This is a genomic window from Rudaea cellulosilytica DSM 22992, from assembly GCF_000378125.1.
Classification (GTDB): Bacteria; Pseudomonadota; Gammaproteobacteria; order Xanthomonadales; family Rhodanobacteraceae; genus Rudaea; species Rudaea cellulosilytica.
The window spans coordinates 1,396,131-1,410,902 of sequence record NZ_KB899241.1 but is presented as its reverse complement, the minus strand read 5'-3'; the positions used below and the strand labels follow the sequence as shown (position 1 = coordinate 1,410,902).

The 14,772-nt window shown below is 64.7% G+C and carries 15 protein-coding genes; 6 read left to right on the top strand and 9 right to left on the bottom strand.

Going from position 1 to position 14,772, the window contains the following annotated elements; translation table 11 throughout:
- Positions 1–58 precede the first annotated feature (58 nt).
- The 4 genes from F455_RS0106215 (at position 59) to ung (ending at position 3,896) form a co-directional block, all read left to right on the top strand.
- Positions 59–1,489: an amino acid permease gene (locus tag F455_RS0106215; protein ID WP_018972415.1), complete on the top strand. Its 1,431-nt coding sequence runs from the start codon at positions 59–61 to the stop codon at positions 1,487–1,489.
- A 6-nt stretch (positions 1,490–1,495) separates the two neighbouring features.
- A complete protein-coding gene (ftsE, locus tag F455_RS23340; protein ID WP_018972414.1) occupies positions 1,496–2,188 on the top strand; it encodes a cell division ATP-binding protein FtsE in 693 nt (230 codons plus the stop codon).
- Between the two features lie 89 nt (positions 2,189–2,277).
- A complete protein-coding gene (gene ftsX / locus F455_RS0106205) occupies positions 2,278–3,192 on the top strand; it encodes a permease-like cell division protein FtsX (protein WP_051084164.1) in 915 nt (304 codons plus the stop codon).
- The gene (ung, locus tag F455_RS0106200; RefSeq protein ID WP_018972412.1) at positions 3,189–3,896 is read left to right on the top strand and encodes a uracil-DNA glycosylase; all 708 of its coding nucleotides are present in this window, start codon (positions 3,189–3,191) and stop codon (positions 3,894–3,896) included. Before ftsX ends, ung begins: the two co-directional genes overlap by 4 nt.
- A 10-nt stretch (positions 3,897–3,906) precedes the next feature.
- On the opposite strand, the gene F455_RS0106195 is transcribed toward ung, so the two are convergent.
- The 5 genes from F455_RS0106195 to F455_RS0106175 all read right to left on the bottom strand — a co-directional run bounded on the left by F455_RS0106195 (position 3,907) and on the right by F455_RS0106175 (position 8,323).
- Positions 3,907–4,689, bottom strand: a complete 783-nt coding sequence (locus F455_RS0106195) for a LytR/AlgR family response regulator transcription factor (protein WP_018972411.1) — start codon at positions 4,687–4,689, stop codon at positions 3,907–3,909.
- On the bottom strand, positions 4,686–5,762 hold the full coding sequence (locus F455_RS0106190; RefSeq protein ID WP_018972410.1) for a sensor histidine kinase: 1,077 nt from the start codon (positions 5,760–5,762) through the stop codon (positions 4,686–4,688). Before F455_RS0106190 ends, F455_RS0106195 begins: the two co-directional genes overlap by 4 nt.
- A 26-nt stretch (positions 5,763–5,788) precedes the next feature.
- Positions 5,789–6,529 (bottom strand): DUF4386 domain-containing protein, encoded by a 741-nt coding sequence (locus tag F455_RS0106185; protein ID WP_018972409.1) that lies wholly within the window; start codon positions 6,527–6,529, stop codon positions 5,789–5,791.
- A gap of 9 nt (positions 6,530–6,538) precedes the next feature.
- Positions 6,539–7,426 carry a DUF2306 domain-containing protein gene (locus F455_RS0106180; RefSeq protein WP_018972408.1) on the bottom strand — a complete coding sequence of 296 codons (888 nt, stop codon included), beginning with the start codon at positions 7,424–7,426 and terminating at the stop codon, positions 6,539–6,541.
- 144 nt (positions 7,427–7,570) lie between these two features.
- Positions 7,571–8,323: an IclR family transcriptional regulator gene (locus tag F455_RS0106175; protein ID WP_018972407.1), complete on the bottom strand. Its 753-nt coding sequence runs from the start codon at positions 8,321–8,323 to the stop codon at positions 7,571–7,573.
- A 163-nt stretch (positions 8,324–8,486) separates the two neighbouring features.
- Here F455_RS0106175 and fucP point away from each other — a divergent pair, with 163 nt between their 5' ends.
- A complete protein-coding gene (gene fucP, locus F455_RS0106170; protein ID WP_018972406.1) occupies positions 8,487–9,776 on the top strand; it encodes an L-fucose:H+ symporter permease in 1,290 nt (429 codons plus the stop codon).
- Positions 9,777–9,780: 4 nt separating this feature from the next.
- Positions 9,781–10,146, top strand: coding sequence for an L-rhamnose mutarotase (locus tag F455_RS0106165; protein ID WP_018972405.1), 366 nt, complete (start codon positions 9,781–9,783; stop codon positions 10,144–10,146).
- 153 nt (positions 10,147–10,299) lie between these two features.
- Here the strand turns inward: F455_RS0106165 and F455_RS0106160 are convergent, their stop codons facing one another.
- From F455_RS0106160 to F455_RS0106145, 4 genes are read right to left on the bottom strand one after another with little or no spacing between them, the layout of a single operon-like run.
- A complete protein-coding gene (locus tag F455_RS0106160) occupies positions 10,300–11,748 on the bottom strand; it encodes an alpha-L-fucosidase (RefSeq protein ID WP_018972404.1) in 1,449 nt (482 codons plus the stop codon).
- 57 nt (positions 11,749–11,805) lie between these two features.
- Positions 11,806–13,104, bottom strand: a complete 1,299-nt coding sequence (locus F455_RS0106155) for an L-fuconate dehydratase (protein ID WP_026293126.1) — start codon at positions 13,102–13,104, stop codon at positions 11,806–11,808.
- 53 nt (positions 13,105–13,157) lie between these two features.
- On the bottom strand, positions 13,158–14,006 hold the full coding sequence (locus F455_RS0106150) for a fumarylacetoacetate hydrolase family protein (protein ID WP_018972402.1): 849 nt from the start codon (positions 14,004–14,006) through the stop codon (positions 13,158–13,160).
- An 18-nt stretch (positions 14,007–14,024) separates the two neighbouring features.
- Entirely contained in the window at positions 14,025–14,771 is a 747-nt protein-coding gene (locus tag F455_RS0106145; protein WP_018972401.1) for an SDR family oxidoreductase, read from the bottom strand.
- Position 14,772 lies beyond the last annotated feature (1 nt).

Genomic DNA, 14,772 nt, shown 5'->3' with positions numbered 1-14,772 from the left:
GCCGCCGATTCGGTGATCGCACCGCAATCGGCACACGCCAACATTCCGGGGAGGATCAATGAGCCTGTTCGATACGATCACGCGGCACAAGTCCGTCGAAGCGCTGCAGGCCGAGGCCGGCAAGCGCGGCGACTTCCGTCGCGTGCTCGGCCTATGGCAGCTCACTGCAATCGGCATAGGCGGCATCATCGGCGTCGGCGTATTCGTGCTCGCGGGACAGCAGGCCGCGCTCAACGCCGGGCCGGCTGTCGCGCTCGCGTTCGTCATCGCCGGCATCGCCAGCGCCGCGGCCGCGCTGTGCTACGCCGAGTTCGCCGGCATGATTCCGGTGACCGGCAGCGCCTACACCTACGGCTATGCCGTACTCGGCGAATTGCCCGCGTGGCTGATCGGCTGGGATCTGTTGCTCGAATATGCATTGATCGTCGCCGTCGTCGCGATCGGCTGGTCGGGCTACGTGCAATCCGCACTCGCCAGCGTCGGCATCGTGCTGCCGCTATGGGCACAGGGCGCGCTCGGCACCGGCGAGGGCCGCGTGTTCAACGTGATCGCTGCACTGGTCACGCTCGGCGTCGCCGCGCTGCTCGTGTTCCGTACCGAGTGGGGCGCGCGCTTCAACACGGTCATCGTCGCGATCAAGGTCGCCGCGGTCGCGCTCGTGATCGGCATCGGCGTGTTTTACATCAATCCGGCAAACTGGCATCCGTTCGTGCCCGAGCGCGTGGTCGGCGCCGACGGCGTCGGCCACTTCGGCTGGCATGGCATCGCCACCGCCGCCGCAGTCGTGTTCTTCGCCGTGTTCGGCTACGACACGCTGACCACGGCGGCCGAGGAATCGAAGAATCCGCAGCGCGACCTGCCGCGCGCGGTGCTGCTCTCGCTCGGCGTGTCGATGGCGATGTACCTCGCCGTGTCGCTCGTGCTGACTGGCATCGTCGCGTATCCGAAACTCAACACCGAGGCACCCGTAGCCGATGCGTTCAAGAGCCTCGGCCTGAACTGGGTCGCTGCGACGATCTCGGTCTCGGCCGTGTTCGGCCTGATCAGCGTGCTGTTCGCGTTCATGCTCGGCGCCGCGCGCATCTGGTATGCGCTGGCGCGCGACGGTCTGCTGCCGCGCTGGTTTGCGCACGTGCATCCGACCTACGGCACGCCGCACCGCCCGACCATAGCTCTCGGCGTGTTCACCGCGCTCGTCGCCGGCCTGTTTCCGCTCGACGAAGTCGCCAAACTCGTCAACATCGGCGTGCTCTCGGCCTTCATCGTGATCTGCGCCTCGGTCATCGTGCTGCGCGTGCGCAAACCGGAATTGCCGCGTTCGTTCCGCACACCGCTCGTGCCGTTGGTGCCGGTGGTAGGCATCCTGTTTTCGATCTGGCTCTTGTCCGAGCTCGCCGCGATCACCTGGCTCGTATTCGTGATCTGGGTCAGCATCGGCCTTGTCGTCTACTTTGGCTACGGCATGCGCCACAGCCAGCTCGCGCGGTAGTCCAGCGTGATTCGTTTCGAGCAAGTCAGCAAAAAGTATGCCTCCGGACAGGAAGCGCTGACCGATCTTTCCTTCGAGCTGGCCGCCGGCGAGATGGCCTTCGTCGCCGGCCACTCGGGCGCGGGCAAGAGCACGCTTCTGCGCCTCGTCGCACTGATGGACCGGCCGACGCGCGGGCAGATCACGGTCAACGGCCAGAACTTCGCCAAGACCAAGGCGCGCCACGTGCCGCGCGTGCGCCGCGGCGTCGGCATGGTGTTCCAGGATCATCGCCTGCTAATGGACCGCAGCGTGTTCGACAACGTCGCCCTGCCGCTCGAGATCGCAGGCTGCACGCGCGAGGAAATCGGCAAGCGCGTGCGCGCCGCGCTCGACAAGGTCGGTCTGCTCGCGCGCGAGGCCTCGGCACCGGTGACGCTGTCGACCGGCGAACAACAGCGCGTCGGCATCGCGCGCGCGATCGTCGGTAAGCCGCCCGTGCTGATCGCCGACGAGCCGACCGGCAACCTCGATCCGATGCTGTCGGCCGAGATCATGAAGCTGTTCGCCGAATTCGAACAGGTCGGCACGGCCGTGCTCGTCGCCAGCCACGATCTGAATCTGATCAAGCGCATGGGTAAGCGCGTGCTCGTGCTTGATCACGGGAAACTCATCGACGACTTCCGTCCCGCAACGGCGAAAGCCGAGGTACCGGCGTGAACCGTCGCGTGGCTCCTGCACAGATCAAGGCGGAAAAGCCCGTCACGGCACCGCCCGCACCGCGCGCGACCGCGCACGAGCGGCCACGCGTGGGCGCGTGGCGCGAACATCATTCACGCAGTTTCCGGACGAGCCTGCAGCGTCTCACCGCTCGCCCCGGCGCGACCGCTTTGACCTTGCTCGTCATGAGTCTCGCGCTGTGCCTGCCGTTCCTGCTTTGGCTTCTGCTCGACAACGCACGCGCGCTCGGCGGCCATCTCGACGATGCGCGTGGAATCGGCGTGTTCTTGAAGCCCGAGGTCGATTCCGCCGCCGCGAAGTCGCTGGCCGAGACGCTGCGCCAGCGCGCCGACGTCGCCGATGTGGTCATCAAGACGCCCGAGGAAGGACTCGCCGAATTCCGCAGCCAGTCGGGATTCGCCGATGCGCTCAAGGTGCTGCAGAGCAATCCGTTGCCGACCGTGCTGATCGTGACACCGAAGATCGCGACGGCGCCCACCCGCGGCGCGCCGCCGATCGTCGACGAACTCGCGCGCGACAAGCATGTCGACCAAGTGCAGTACGACGCGCTCTGGCGCCAGCGTCTCGATGCGATTCTCGCCTTCACCGCGCGTCTCGCCGGCGTGCTCGCGGTCCTGCTCGGGCTCGCGGCATTGCTCGTGGTCGGCAACACCGTGCGCAACGATATCGCCGGACGCGCCGAGGAAATTTCGGTGATGCAGCTGCTCGGTGCCGACCGCGCCTTCGTACGCCGGCCGTTCCTGTACACCGGGCTTTGGTACGGCGCCCTCGCAGGGCTCTGCGCGCTGATCCTGATCGGCGTTGTCGAGATCGCATTGTCGGCGCCGCTGGGCCAATTGACGTCGAGTTATGGCGGACGCTTCGCGATCCACGGCCTGTCGATCGTGCAGGCCCTCGCCTTGCTCGGTGCCAGCATCGTGCTCGGCTGGCTCGGCGCATGGATCGCGACCACGCGGCAATTGTCGTTCGGACATCCGCAATGAGCGAAGACAGAATCCAACTCGAGCCGTCATGGAAAGCGCGCGTCGGCGACTATCTGCAGCGCCCCGAGATGCAAGCGCTGAGCGAATTCCTGCGCAGCGAACTGCGCAGCGGCAAGGTGATCTACCCGCCGCCGAAACGCATCTTCGCCGCGTTGAACACGACGCCGTTCGACCAGGTGAAGGTCGTGATCCTTGGCCAAGACCCGTACCACGGGCCGAGCCAGGCGCATGGCCTGTGCTTCTCGGTGCTACCCGGTGTGGACGTGCCGCCGTCGCTGCAGAACATCTTCGCCGAAATCGAAACCGACCTGAATATCCCGCGCCCCAATCACGGCTGCCTGCTGCCCTGGGCGCGCCAGGGCGTGCTGCTGCTCAATGCCGTGCTGACCGTCGAACGCGCGCGCGCCGGCGCACATCAGGGCAAGGGCTGGGAAGGTTTCACCGATGCGGTCGTCGATCATCTCAACCGCGACCGCGAAGGCCTCGTCTTCCTGCTCTGGGGCAGCCCGGCGCAGGCCAAGGGCAGGCTGATCGACACGCGCCGCCACTTAGTGCTCAAGGCGCCGCATCCTTCGCCGTTGTCGGCTTACCGCGGCTTCTTCGGCTGCAAGCACTTCTCGCGCACGAACGCGTACCTGCGCGAGCACGGGCAGACCGAAATCGATTGGCGCCTGCCACCGGCGAGCGAGATCGTGCTCGACTGAACGTTCGATATCACATCTGCCGGAACAGATGCAGATAGCTGCGGCTGACCGGCAGCACTTCATCGCGGTTCTTCATATGGATGTCGGCCGTGTCGTTGTCGCTGCGCACGACGTGGCTGATCGCCCGCAGATTGACGACGACCGAACGATGCACTTGCACGAACTGCGCGGGATCGAGCTGCGCGATCAGCTCCTTCAAGGTTGCGCCCACCAAGGCCTCCGACGCGTGGCCTGCTTCGCTGCGCCAGGCAACGCGCGTGTATTTGGTGTCGGAACGCAGATAGTCGACATCGTCGACGGCGATCAGGCGCAAGGTCTGGCCGGTCTGCGCGCGCAGCCAGCGCAGCGGCGCGGGCGCACCGTTGCGCTGCAATTGCGTGGCCAGTTCACGCAGCAAGTCTTCGGTGTTCGTCGCCGGTCGCGCGGTGGCGAGACGCTGTTTGAGCCGGTCGACCGTTTCCGCAAGGCGCTCCGGTTCGACCGGCTTCACCAGATAGTCGAGCGCGCCGTGGGTGAATGCGTGAACCGCATACTGATCGTAGGCGGTGACGAAGACCAGATGCGCGCGGCGACCGATCACGCTCGCGGCTTCGACGCCGGACAAACCCGGCATCTGCACGTCGAGGAAACAAATGTCGGGACGCTTCGCCTCGAACAAATCGACGGCTTCGCGCCCGTTGCGCGCCTGCGCGACGATCGCGAGCTCGGGCCAGACCCGGGCGAGCTGATGAGCAAGCGCGGCGCGCAGCAACGGCTCGTCGTCGGCGATCAGCGCGGATGCGCCTGCGCTCATGCGCCCGCCATCTGCGCGGGCAGATCGAGTTCGGAGCAGACGCCGTGCGGTTGCCGTTCGCTCACGCACAGGCTGGCGCGATCGCCGAAGACCAGACGCAATCTTTCGCGCAGCGTCGACAGGCCTGTGCCGAGTCCGCCGGTCGTCGCACGCAAGCCCACACCGCCGTCGCTGACGCGCACGAGGCAGCGCTCGCCGTGCCGGCGCACTTCGATGTCGATGTGGCCGCCTTCTTCGGCCGGGTCGATGCCGTGGCGCACGGCATTTTCCACCAGAGTCAGCAAAGTGATCGGCGGACAGGTCAGCGCACGTGCGCCATCGTCGATGTGCAGCGTGTAATTCAAGCGATCGGGCATGCGCATGTGCATCAGTTCGAGATAGGCACGTACGAGATCGAGTTCTTGACCCAGCGTCGTCGAAGCTTCATGCAGGCGCGGCACCGCGGCGCGCAGGTAGGCGATCAGCGCGCGCAGGACGGTCGGCGCCTGCGGCGACCCCGCATCGACGAGAGCTTGCACGTTCGCCAAGGTGTTGAACAGGAAATGCGGCGCGACCTGCGCCTGCAGCAAGTGCAGCCGCGCATCGAGCGCCTGGCGTTCGAGTTCGCTGCGTTCGAGGTCGAAGGCGAGCGCCTGATCGTGCGCGAAAGCTTCTTTCTGCCGGACCAAGGCGCCGAGCGCGATCCACGGGCCGACGAGAAGGCCGGCAACATTCATCGCCGTGAAGCAGCCGCGCAAGTGCTCGACTTCCCAGAATGGCAGCCCTTCCACGTTCGGCAGCCAGGAAAACGCGGCGACGGCCGTCAGCGGTATCGCCACGGCCACGCCGAATACCTGCAGTACCCAGCGCGCAAGCCACGCCGGTAGGCGCCGCGGCCATTGCTCGAACAGTCCAAAAGCAAACACCGCGCCCAGACCGATCACGAGAACATGGACGCCCAATGCGGACGCCGGCGGACAGCCAACAACCAGCAAACGCCAGAGGACGACGGCAACGCCAAAGGCGAGCAGCAGGCGCCGCCAGCCCAGCATCAGGGCGAGGCCGTGCGGCTTGGGAGTCATCGTCGCGGACATGGGACTAGCATAGTCCAGTTCCGCTTTCAGCCGCTGCCGACTTGCGTCGCTCGCGAACGCTCGTTCCACTTCGCCACGTCGACGCCCTTGAGCAACAGCCACAAACACAACGACAGCTCGCCGATGAACGACGGAAGCAGGATCGCGGGGAAAAGCGCACCCGCAAGATTCGGCGCGAGAATCAGGGCGAAGCTGTTGATCAGGTAGCACACACCCGCGATCGGCATCAGCACGCCGAGAAATTTCGGCAGATACCCGCTATGGAAAATCAGCCAGCCGAGCACGATGCACTCGCAGCCGAAGAAGATCAGGCCGATGCCGAAGCCATGTTCATGCGCGCGGATCGCGACGTAGGCCAGGGCTTGCAGCTGTTCGGGCGTGAACGCGCCAAGGTACTTCGCGTCGTCGAGCAGAAACAGCGGCAGCATCAGATTCAACTTGTTCGCAACGAACACCGATACGGCGACGACATCGAACAGCAAGGCGAGCAGAGCGATATTCCGGTTGACCGGCCGCAGAAGGACGTAGAGCACCAGCCCCAACCCCACGTCGCAGGCATGCTGAAGCAGGTCGCCCGCGATGCCAATGCGCCAAAGCGAGGACGCAGCCAAAAGGCCATGCGCTGTTGCCGCGGCGTCGCCGGGAACGACCAGTCCGTTGCGTACGAACATCTCGCCTAACCCGCCGGCGACGATGATGATGAGATAGAGCACGCCGCCGATACGGGCATAGATCTGCGGTGAGAAAATGGAATTGTGTTCGTTCATGATCTGGTCTCAAAGGCGAGGCAGCCACATGATCGCCGCCGCCGCGGCAACGCCTACAGCCATCACCAAGCTGAGCACGGTCAACCCACTGGCCATAGCGAATTTCGCACTCTTGCTGCGACTTTGCTGCGCGCGGAAATAGAGCCCGGCCACGCCCTGTGGAAGAAAGTATGCCAACAAGCCGAGGACGATCAGCGCCGGCCCCGTGAACGAATCGGGATCGAATCCCACGGGCCCGCGATTGACGACGATCCAGAACATCAGGCCGATGCGAAAGAACCAGACGCCGCTGACGGCGAGAAAAAGACGCAATGCCCAGCGTCGGTGCAGATCGAACCTGCGCACACGCGCACGCCGCCATGCGAGCGCGGCGCAGGTGAGAATCAGCAGTGCGTTGAAGCTGATGATGACGTTTGCCGTGACGTCGCCGGGCGCACCGCCACGCACCCAGATCATCATGAGCCCACCCGTGGCCATGAGCGCCGCGGCGATGAGGTAGGCGCGGCCGGTCCAGCGATGCAGGGCCGGCACGCGGCGCCGAATCGCCGGGGTCAATTGCATCAAGCCGCCCACGGTGATCACGAAGGCAAAGGCCAAGTGCACCCCGAGGACGAGATTGAAGAAGGTGTCGCCGGCGACGTAGCCGTGTGGCATCACTTTGTTCCAAAGCGCGGGGCGTCCCGCCAACGTCGCGCGACCGTAGAAGCCGGCGATGTAGGTCGCAAAGATCAGCTGACCGGCGGCGGTGACGATAAACCAGAATACCGCGGCGGCGCGCAACGCCGTGGCGCCGAACCGCGCGTAAGGTTCCGCGCTCGTGCGCGGCGCATGCGCCGGCGAGAATGCCCCGGCGTGAGAATGCCCGAGGGCGCCCGCGTCTTCGACGGATACGTTCATGGCTTGCCTTCCAAATTGGACGGAAGGCAATCTCGCTGCATCGGCGCGCAAGCGGAAGGGCCGCACCGATGAGCGGCGGGATTTGCGGTTCGGGCCGCGTCATCCGCCGACGAGCGGCGGCGGATATGCAACGAGAATGCGTTGTCAGTGCAGCAAGGCGGCTGAAATGTCTTTCGCCGCGTCACGCAGATGCTGGATTGCCTGCTTGACCGACACCGTCACTGGATGGCGCTCGACAAACGGAATGGTCAGCGTGCCGACCGCATGCCCGTCCTGCAGGATCGGCGCGGAAAGGTCGGTCACCGCATCGACCGCCTCGCTAGGCAGAGCCGCGTAGCCCTGCTCGCGGATTTGTTCCACCGTGGCGAGAAACGGCTTACGCTTGAAGCGCTCTTCGCCGGCTTCCATCAGCGCCAGCCAACGCTGCTGCGTTTCCTCACCTTGAAATGCAAACAACACCGCGCCGGAAGTCGCATGCGCAAGCGGTCGGCGATGGCCCACGCGCACGACGAAGCCGATATCGCTCGGCGCGTCGACGCGCGCGATGACGACGATCTGGTCCTGCGAGGCAACGACCAGATGACAAGGCTGCTTGATCTGTTCGGCGAGGCGATGCATCACCGGCAGCGACGCCTCGGTGAGCCCCTTGATCGGCGGCCGCTCCATGCCGAGCAGGAACAGGCGATTGGTCAGCGCATAGGCGCCGTCGTTGCCCTCGCGCACGAGATAGCCGCGCGCTTCGAGCACCTGCAGCATGCGGAAGATTTCGCTCTTGGAGTAGCCGATGCCCAGCGCGATTTCGGTCAGGTTGAGCGAGCCGGGCGTGCGCGCAAGCAGTTCGAGGATATCGAGGCCCTTGTCCAGCGCCGGGGCGCGGTATTTGGTCGTTTTCGTCACTGCGAATTCCTTGTGCCACCGGCTCGCGACATGTCGCGACGCTCTGTTAAATTCTAGAAACTATGTTTTATATTTGCAACCGCAGGAAAATCGCTGCTAGACTTCAAATGATTCTATCTGTGCGACAGCAGAACACAATTCCACGCACACCGGGAGGATATCGATGCACTACGCGAGCAACGGCGCGGTGACGCCAAGGGGGCACGTCGCGCGCACGGCTTTCGTCGCCTTTGCGCTGATCGTCAGCCTGTTCTTCCTCTGGGGCATGGCGAACAATCTCAACGACATCCTGATCAAGCAGTTCAAGAAGGCGTTCGAGCTGTCCGATTTTCAGGCCGGCCTCGTGCAGAGCGCGTTTTATCTCGGCTACTTCCTGCTCGCGATTCCGGCCGGCATCTGCATGCGCCGCTTCGGCTACAAGGGTGCGCTGCTGATCGGACTGGTGCTGTATGCCGCCGGTGCTTTCCTGTTCTACCCCGCCGCGGCGCTGCACACCTACGGCCTGTTCCTCGCCGCGCTGTTCGTGATCGCGAGCGGCCTCGCCTTTCTCGAAACCTCGGCCAATCCGCTCGTCACCGTGCTCGGCCCGGCCGACAGCGCGACGCGTCGGCTCAATCTCGCCCAGTCGTTCAATCCGCTCGGCTCGATCACCGGCGTGTTCGTCGGCCAGCAGTTCATTTTCTCCGGCATCGAGCACACGCCGGCCGAACTTGCGGCGATGAGCGACAGCGCGCGCCAGGCGTATTACGTCGCGGAATCCGCCGCAGTGCAGACGCCGTATCTGGTGATCGGCCTCATCGTCGTCGTCTGGGCGGTGCTGATCGCGATGACGCGCTTTCCGGCAACCGCGGTGCAGGAGTCGGACCACGTCGGCGGCGTCTCGCACATCGGCAAGTTGTTCCACAACGGCAATTTCGTTCTCGCCGTGGTCGCGCAGTTCTTCTACGTTGGCGCGCAGGTCGGCATCTGGAGTTATCTGATCCGCTACATCCAGGGCACGGTTCCGGGCACGCCGGAAAAAAGCGCGGCGACGTATCTGATGGCCTCGCTGTTCGCGTTCATGATCGGCCGCTTCGGCGGCACGCTGGCGATGCTGTTCCTGACCCCAGTGCGCCTGCTCGCGCTGTTCGCCGCGATCAATATCGGCCTGACCTTCTACGCGATCGTCTTCCCCGGCCAGCTCGGCGTGTACGCGCTCGTCGCCGCGAGCTTCTTCATGTCGGTGATGTTCCCGACGATCTTCAGCCTCGGTTTGAGCGGCCTCGGCGACGACGATCGCAAGCTCGCCTCCTCATTCCTGGTCATGGCGATCGTCGGCGGCGCGGTGCTGACCGCGATGATGGGCGCGGTGTCCGACGCCTTCGGCATCCATCGTTCGATCATCGTGCCCACGGTGTGCTTCGCGGTGATCCTCGGCTACGCTCTGCGCGCGGGCAAACCGGCGACGGAGTGATGGCATGCGACTCTACTATGCGCTCGACCTCAAGGACGATCCCAGCCTGATCGCCGAGTACGAGCATTGGCATCGGCCCGAGAACATCTGGCCGGAGATCGTCGATTCGCTGCGCGATGCCGGCGTGCGCGACTTGGAAATCTTCCGCGCGGGCAATCGACTCGTGCTCATGCTCGACGTTGGCGATGATTACTCCGCGGAACACAAGGCGGCGAGCGACGCTGCCAACCCACGCGTGCAGGAGTGGGAAACGCTGATGTGGAAGTTCCAGCAGGCGCTGCCGTTTGCGAAGCCCGGTGAGAAGTGGGTGGCGATGCAGCCGATCTTTTCGCTGCGGGCGACGCTGGCGGCGAGGCCGGATCGTAAATAGCCGATCCAGCCCGCGCAGCGAAGGCGCTCACGGCAACCGTTCGCGTTGAGCGTAGCTCGCGTAGCGAGCGAAGTCGAAACGCTTCCACCCCTTCGACTCCGCGCCTTCGGCGCTACGCTCAGGGCGAACGGACTTAAAAATAACCGTTATCGCCTAATCTTTCGTCTCAATCACCAGCACCGTATCGATCGGATCAAGCGCCTTTTCCGGCAACTGCACATCGAGCGTCTTGCCGTTCTGCGTGAACTTCAGCGGCGCATGCTTCGCATCGGCGAGCAGATAAGCCGATTTCGCCTGGACGTCGCCCGCATCGACGTGGAACGTCTTGTCCGGCCACTCGAACAGGTGCACGTAGACTTTTCCTTTCTTGCTCGTCGCACGCCAATCCCACTTTGGAATCCACTTCGGCTTGCCGTCGTCATTCTTTTCGCTCGTCGAATAACCGCCGTGGTCGCCGGCGAACGGCGTCGGCCCGGTGCCGTAGATCGACTCGCCGTTGACCTTGAGCCAGCCGCCGATGTCGCGCAGGCGTGCCACTGCGGGCGCCGGAATCACGCCGCTCGCTTCCGGCCCCACATTGAGCAGGTAGTTGCCGCCCTTGCTGGCGATGTCGACCAGGTTGCGCACCACGACCTCGGTCGATTTCCAATGATCGTCGTACTTGTTGTAGCCCCAGTGATCGTTCAAGGTCATGCAGGTTTCCCAGTACACGCCGGGACCGAAGCCGCGCGCCGGAATGTTCTGCTCGGGCGTGCCGAAGTCACCAACGCCCTCACCCTTATCCATGCCCGCAAGACTGCCCGCACGCGAATTGCCCACGCGGTTGTTGATAATCAAGTTCGGATCGAGCTTGCGCAGGAACGTGTACAGCTCGCGGCCGTCCTCGTTCGTCCACCAGTCCATCCACTCGCCGTCGAACCAGAGCACTTCGGTGTGCGTCTCGCGGACCAGTTCAGCGAGCTCCGTCTTCATCTCCTCGATGTAGGCGCGCTTTTTTGCTGGGTCCATCTTCGTCGGGTTGTAATGCTTGCCGGGCTGCGACGGCGACTGCGACGGATCGTGCCAGTCCATGATCGAGTAGTACGTGCCGAAATGCAGACCTGCGCGGCGCGCGGCCTCGGCCAGCGGTTTGAGCACGCCCTTGCCGTACGGAGTGCGCTTGGCGATGTTGTAGTCGGTGCCTTTCGTGTCCCACATCGCGAAGCCTTCGTGATGCTTGGAGGTGATCACGATGTACTTCATGCCCGCGTCCTTGGCGATGCGCACCCATTCGTCGGGATCGTATTTCGTCGGATTGAACTGCGCGGCGAATTTTTCGTAGTCCGCACGCGCAATTCCGGTCTCGTCCATGAACCACTCTGCCAGATCCTTGCGGCCGTTCCATTCACCGCCTGGCACCGCGTACAGGCCCCAGTGGATGAACATGCCGAAGCGCGCCTCGCGCCACCACGCCATGCGCGCGTCGCGCTGCGCCGGCGTTTCGGCGGCTTGAACCGGCGCCGCCGGTACGGTTGGTTTTGCAGTTTGCGCTTGCGCTGCGGCGGCCGCTGCGATCAGCGACATCAGAACGGCGCGATGTACGAGTTTGGTTTTTATCTTCATGCCTCGACTCTCCCTCAGGTCGTCACTCGTGACGGAAAAAACGACAGCAGTGCGGATTTACTGCGCCCACACGGCGCCGCTCGGAAACAGGTGCTCTTGGATCGATGCCTCTTTCATCTCGGCCGACATGCCCGGCGCGGACGGCGCGAGATAGCGCCCGGCGCGGATGCGCACCGGATCGAGGAAGTGTTCGTGCAGATGATCGACGAACTCAATCGCGCGATCCTCCATCTTGCCGGTGATTGCGACGAAGTCGGCCATCGCCAGATGCTGCACGAGTTCGCACAGGCCGACGCCGCCCGCATGCGGGAATACGCGCACGCCAAACTTCGCAGCGAGCAGCAGGATCGCCAGGTTCTCGTTGACGCCGCCGACGCGCGCCGCGTCGATCTGCACGAGATCCACCGCCTGCGCCTGGAACAACTGCTTGAACATCACGCGGTTGTGCGTGTGCTCGCCGGTCGACACCGGCATCGGCGCGACGCCGCGGCGGATCGCGGCGTGGCCGAGCACGTCATCCGGGCTCGTCGGCTCCTCGATCCAGGCGATGTCGAACTCGACGAGATGGCGCAGCCAATCGATCGCGGGACCGACGTCCCAACGCTGGTTCGCGTCGATCGCAATCCCGACCTCGTTACCGACTGCATCGCGCGCGAGGCGGCAGCGGCGTACGTCGTCCTCGACGTTTGCGCCGACCTTGAGCTTGATCGTGCGGAAGCCGTCGGCGACGGCCTCTTTCGCCAGACGCACCAGCTTGTCGTCGCTGTATCCGAGCCAGCCCGGCGAGGTCGTGTACGCGGGATAGCCCTTCTCGATCAGCTCGGCGATGCGCGCCGCTTTGTCGCTTTCGGCGCGCTTGAGAATATCGAGCGCCTCGTCCGGCGTCAGCGCATCGGTGAGATAGCGGAAATCGATCTGCGCGACGATCTGCTCCGGCGACATGTCGGCGATGAAACGCCACAGCGGTTTGCCGGCGCGGCGCGCGGCCAGGTCCCACGCCGCGTTGATCACGCCGCCGATCGCCATGTGGATCACGCCCTTCTCCGGGCCGAGCCAGCGCAATTGCGAGTCGGCCGTGAGGCTGCGCGCAAACGCACCGAGATCGCTGATGATGTCGTCGACGTCGCGGCCGATAACAAGATGCGAAAGCGCGTGAATCGCCGCCGTCTGCACGTCGTTGCCACGACCGATCGTGAAGACGAGGCCGTGGCCGGCGAGACCGTCGGCCGCGTCCGTGCGCAGCACGACGTACGCGGCGGAATAGTCGGGATCGGGATTCATCGCGTCCGATCCATCGAGCTGGCGCGACGTCGGAAAGCGCACGTCGAGCGCGTCCAGGGCAACGATTTTGGCCACGTGCTTACTCCCTTGTGTGGTGTCGCGCTGCAACGGCGCGGTCGTCTCGCGGTTCATCGGCGATGCGCGATCACGCGCTGACGTTGCTTGCCAAGGCCTTCGATCTCCAGCTCCATCACGTCGCCGGGTTTGAGATACACCGGCGGCTTCTGGCCGAGGCCGACGCCGGGCGGCGTGCCGGTCGAGATCACATCGCCCGGCATCAGGGTCATATAGCGGCTGATGTGGCTGACGAGGTACGCCACGTCGAACACCATCGTGCGCGTGCTGCCGTTCTGGAAGCGGTGGCCGTTAACCTCGAGCCACATCGAGAGGTTCTGTGGGTCGGGGACTTCGTCGCGCGTGACGAGGTACGGCCCGATCGGGCCGAACGTGTCGCAGCTCTTGCCCTTCACCCACTGCCCGCTGTGTTCTAGCTGGAACTCGCGCTCGGAGATGTCGTTGACGACGAGATAGCCGGCGACATGATCGAGCGCCTGCTCGCGCGTTACGTCGCGCGCGATATCGCCGATGACGACGCCAAGTTCGACTTCCCAATCGGTCTTGACCGAATCGCGCGGAATCATCACTTCGTCGTTCGCGCCGACGATCGCCGTCGTCGCCTTCATGAAGATGATCGGCAGCTCCGGCACCTTCGCATTCGTCTCGGCGGCGTGGTCGGAGTAGTTGAGGCCGACGCAGATCATCTTGCCGACGCGGCCGACGGCGGCGCCGTAGCGCGGACTGCCGGCGACGACCGGCAACGTCGTCGCATCGAGCGCGCGCAGCTTAGCGAGCCCGGCATTCGTCAACACGTCGCCGGCGATATCGTCGACGACCCCGGACAGATCGCGCAGCGTTCCCTGCGCATCGAGCACACCGGGCTTCTCGCGTCCGGGCTCGCCGTATCGAAATAATTTCATCGTGTTTCTCCTTACAACTTAAGTGGCCCAGCCGCCGTCGATGACGTGCGTGGCGCCCGTGGTGAACGAGGATTCCTCCGAGGCGAGGTAGACGACGAGCGCGGCGATCTCGTCCGCCTCGCCGAGCCGGCCCATCGGCTGTCGATCGGTGAAGCTTTTCCAGACCTGCTGCTCGTCGCCGCCCATCGCCTTCACGCGCTGCGCGAGCGACGGCGTCTTCACCGTGCCGGGACAGATCGCGTTGCAGCGCACGCCGCGCGCGACGTAGTCGGCGGCAATGGCCTTGGTCAATCCGATCACCGCCGCCTTGGTCGCGCCGTAGGCGAAGCGGTTCGGCACGCCTTTGATGCTGGAGGCGACCGACGCCATGTTGATGATGCTGCCACGGCCGCGTTCGAGCATGCCCGGCAGCACGGCCTTGCAGGTGTGAAACATCGCATCGACGTTGATCGCGAACGAACGTCTCCACGCCGCATCGTCGCAGTCGAGAATACTGCCCGCAGCCACGTAGCCCGCGCAGTTGAACAGCACGTCGATATCGGGGTTCGCCGCGACGAGCGCGGTGATCTGCGCCGGATCGGTCACGTCGAGCACGGCTGGGCGGATCGCCGCGTGTTCACTGGCAAGCGCATCGAGCGCTGCCTTGTCGATGTCGGTCGCGACTACGCTCGCACCCTCGCGCGCGCAGGCAAGCGCGCTCGCGCGGCCGATGCCCGCGCCGGCCGCGGTGATCAGACAATGCTTCCCTTTCAGTCTTTCGCCCATC

Coding starts and splice junctions, on each gene's coding strand:
- F455_RS0106185 (WP_018972409.1), bottom strand. CDS start 6,529: ATGAACGAACACAATTCCATTTTCTCACCGCAGATCTATGCCCGTATC.
- F455_RS0106215 (WP_018972415.1), top strand. CDS start 59: ATGAGCCTGTTCGATACGATCACGCGGCACAAGTCCGTCGAAGCGCTG.
- F455_RS0106165 (WP_018972405.1), top strand. CDS start 9,781: ATGCGACTCTACTATGCGCTCGACCTCAAGGACGATCCCAGCCTGATC.
- F455_RS0106195 (WP_018972411.1), bottom strand. CDS start 4,689: ATGAGCGCAGGCGCATCCGCGCTGATCGCCGACGACGAGCCGTTGCTG.
- fucP (WP_018972406.1), top strand. CDS start 8,487: ATGCACTACGCGAGCAACGGCGCGGTGACGCCAAGGGGGCACGTCGCG.
- F455_RS0106180 (WP_018972408.1), bottom strand. CDS start 7,426: ATGAACGTATCCGTCGAAGACGCGGGCGCCCTCGGGCATTCTCACGCC.
- ung (WP_018972412.1), top strand. CDS start 3,189: ATGAGCGAAGACAGAATCCAACTCGAGCCGTCATGGAAAGCGCGCGTC.
- F455_RS0106150 (WP_018972402.1), bottom strand. CDS start 14,006: ATGAAATTATTTCGATACGGCGAGCCCGGACGCGAGAAGCCCGGTGTG.
- F455_RS0106160 (WP_018972404.1), bottom strand. CDS start 11,748: ATGAAGATAAAAACCAAACTCGTACATCGCGCCGTTCTGATGTCGCTG.
- F455_RS0106145 (WP_018972401.1), bottom strand. CDS start 14,771: ATGGGCGAAAGACTGAAAGGGAAGCATTGTCTGATCACCGCGGCCGGC.
- F455_RS0106190 (WP_018972410.1), bottom strand. CDS start 5,762: ATGTCCGCGACGATGACTCCCAAGCCGCACGGCCTCGCCCTGATGCTG.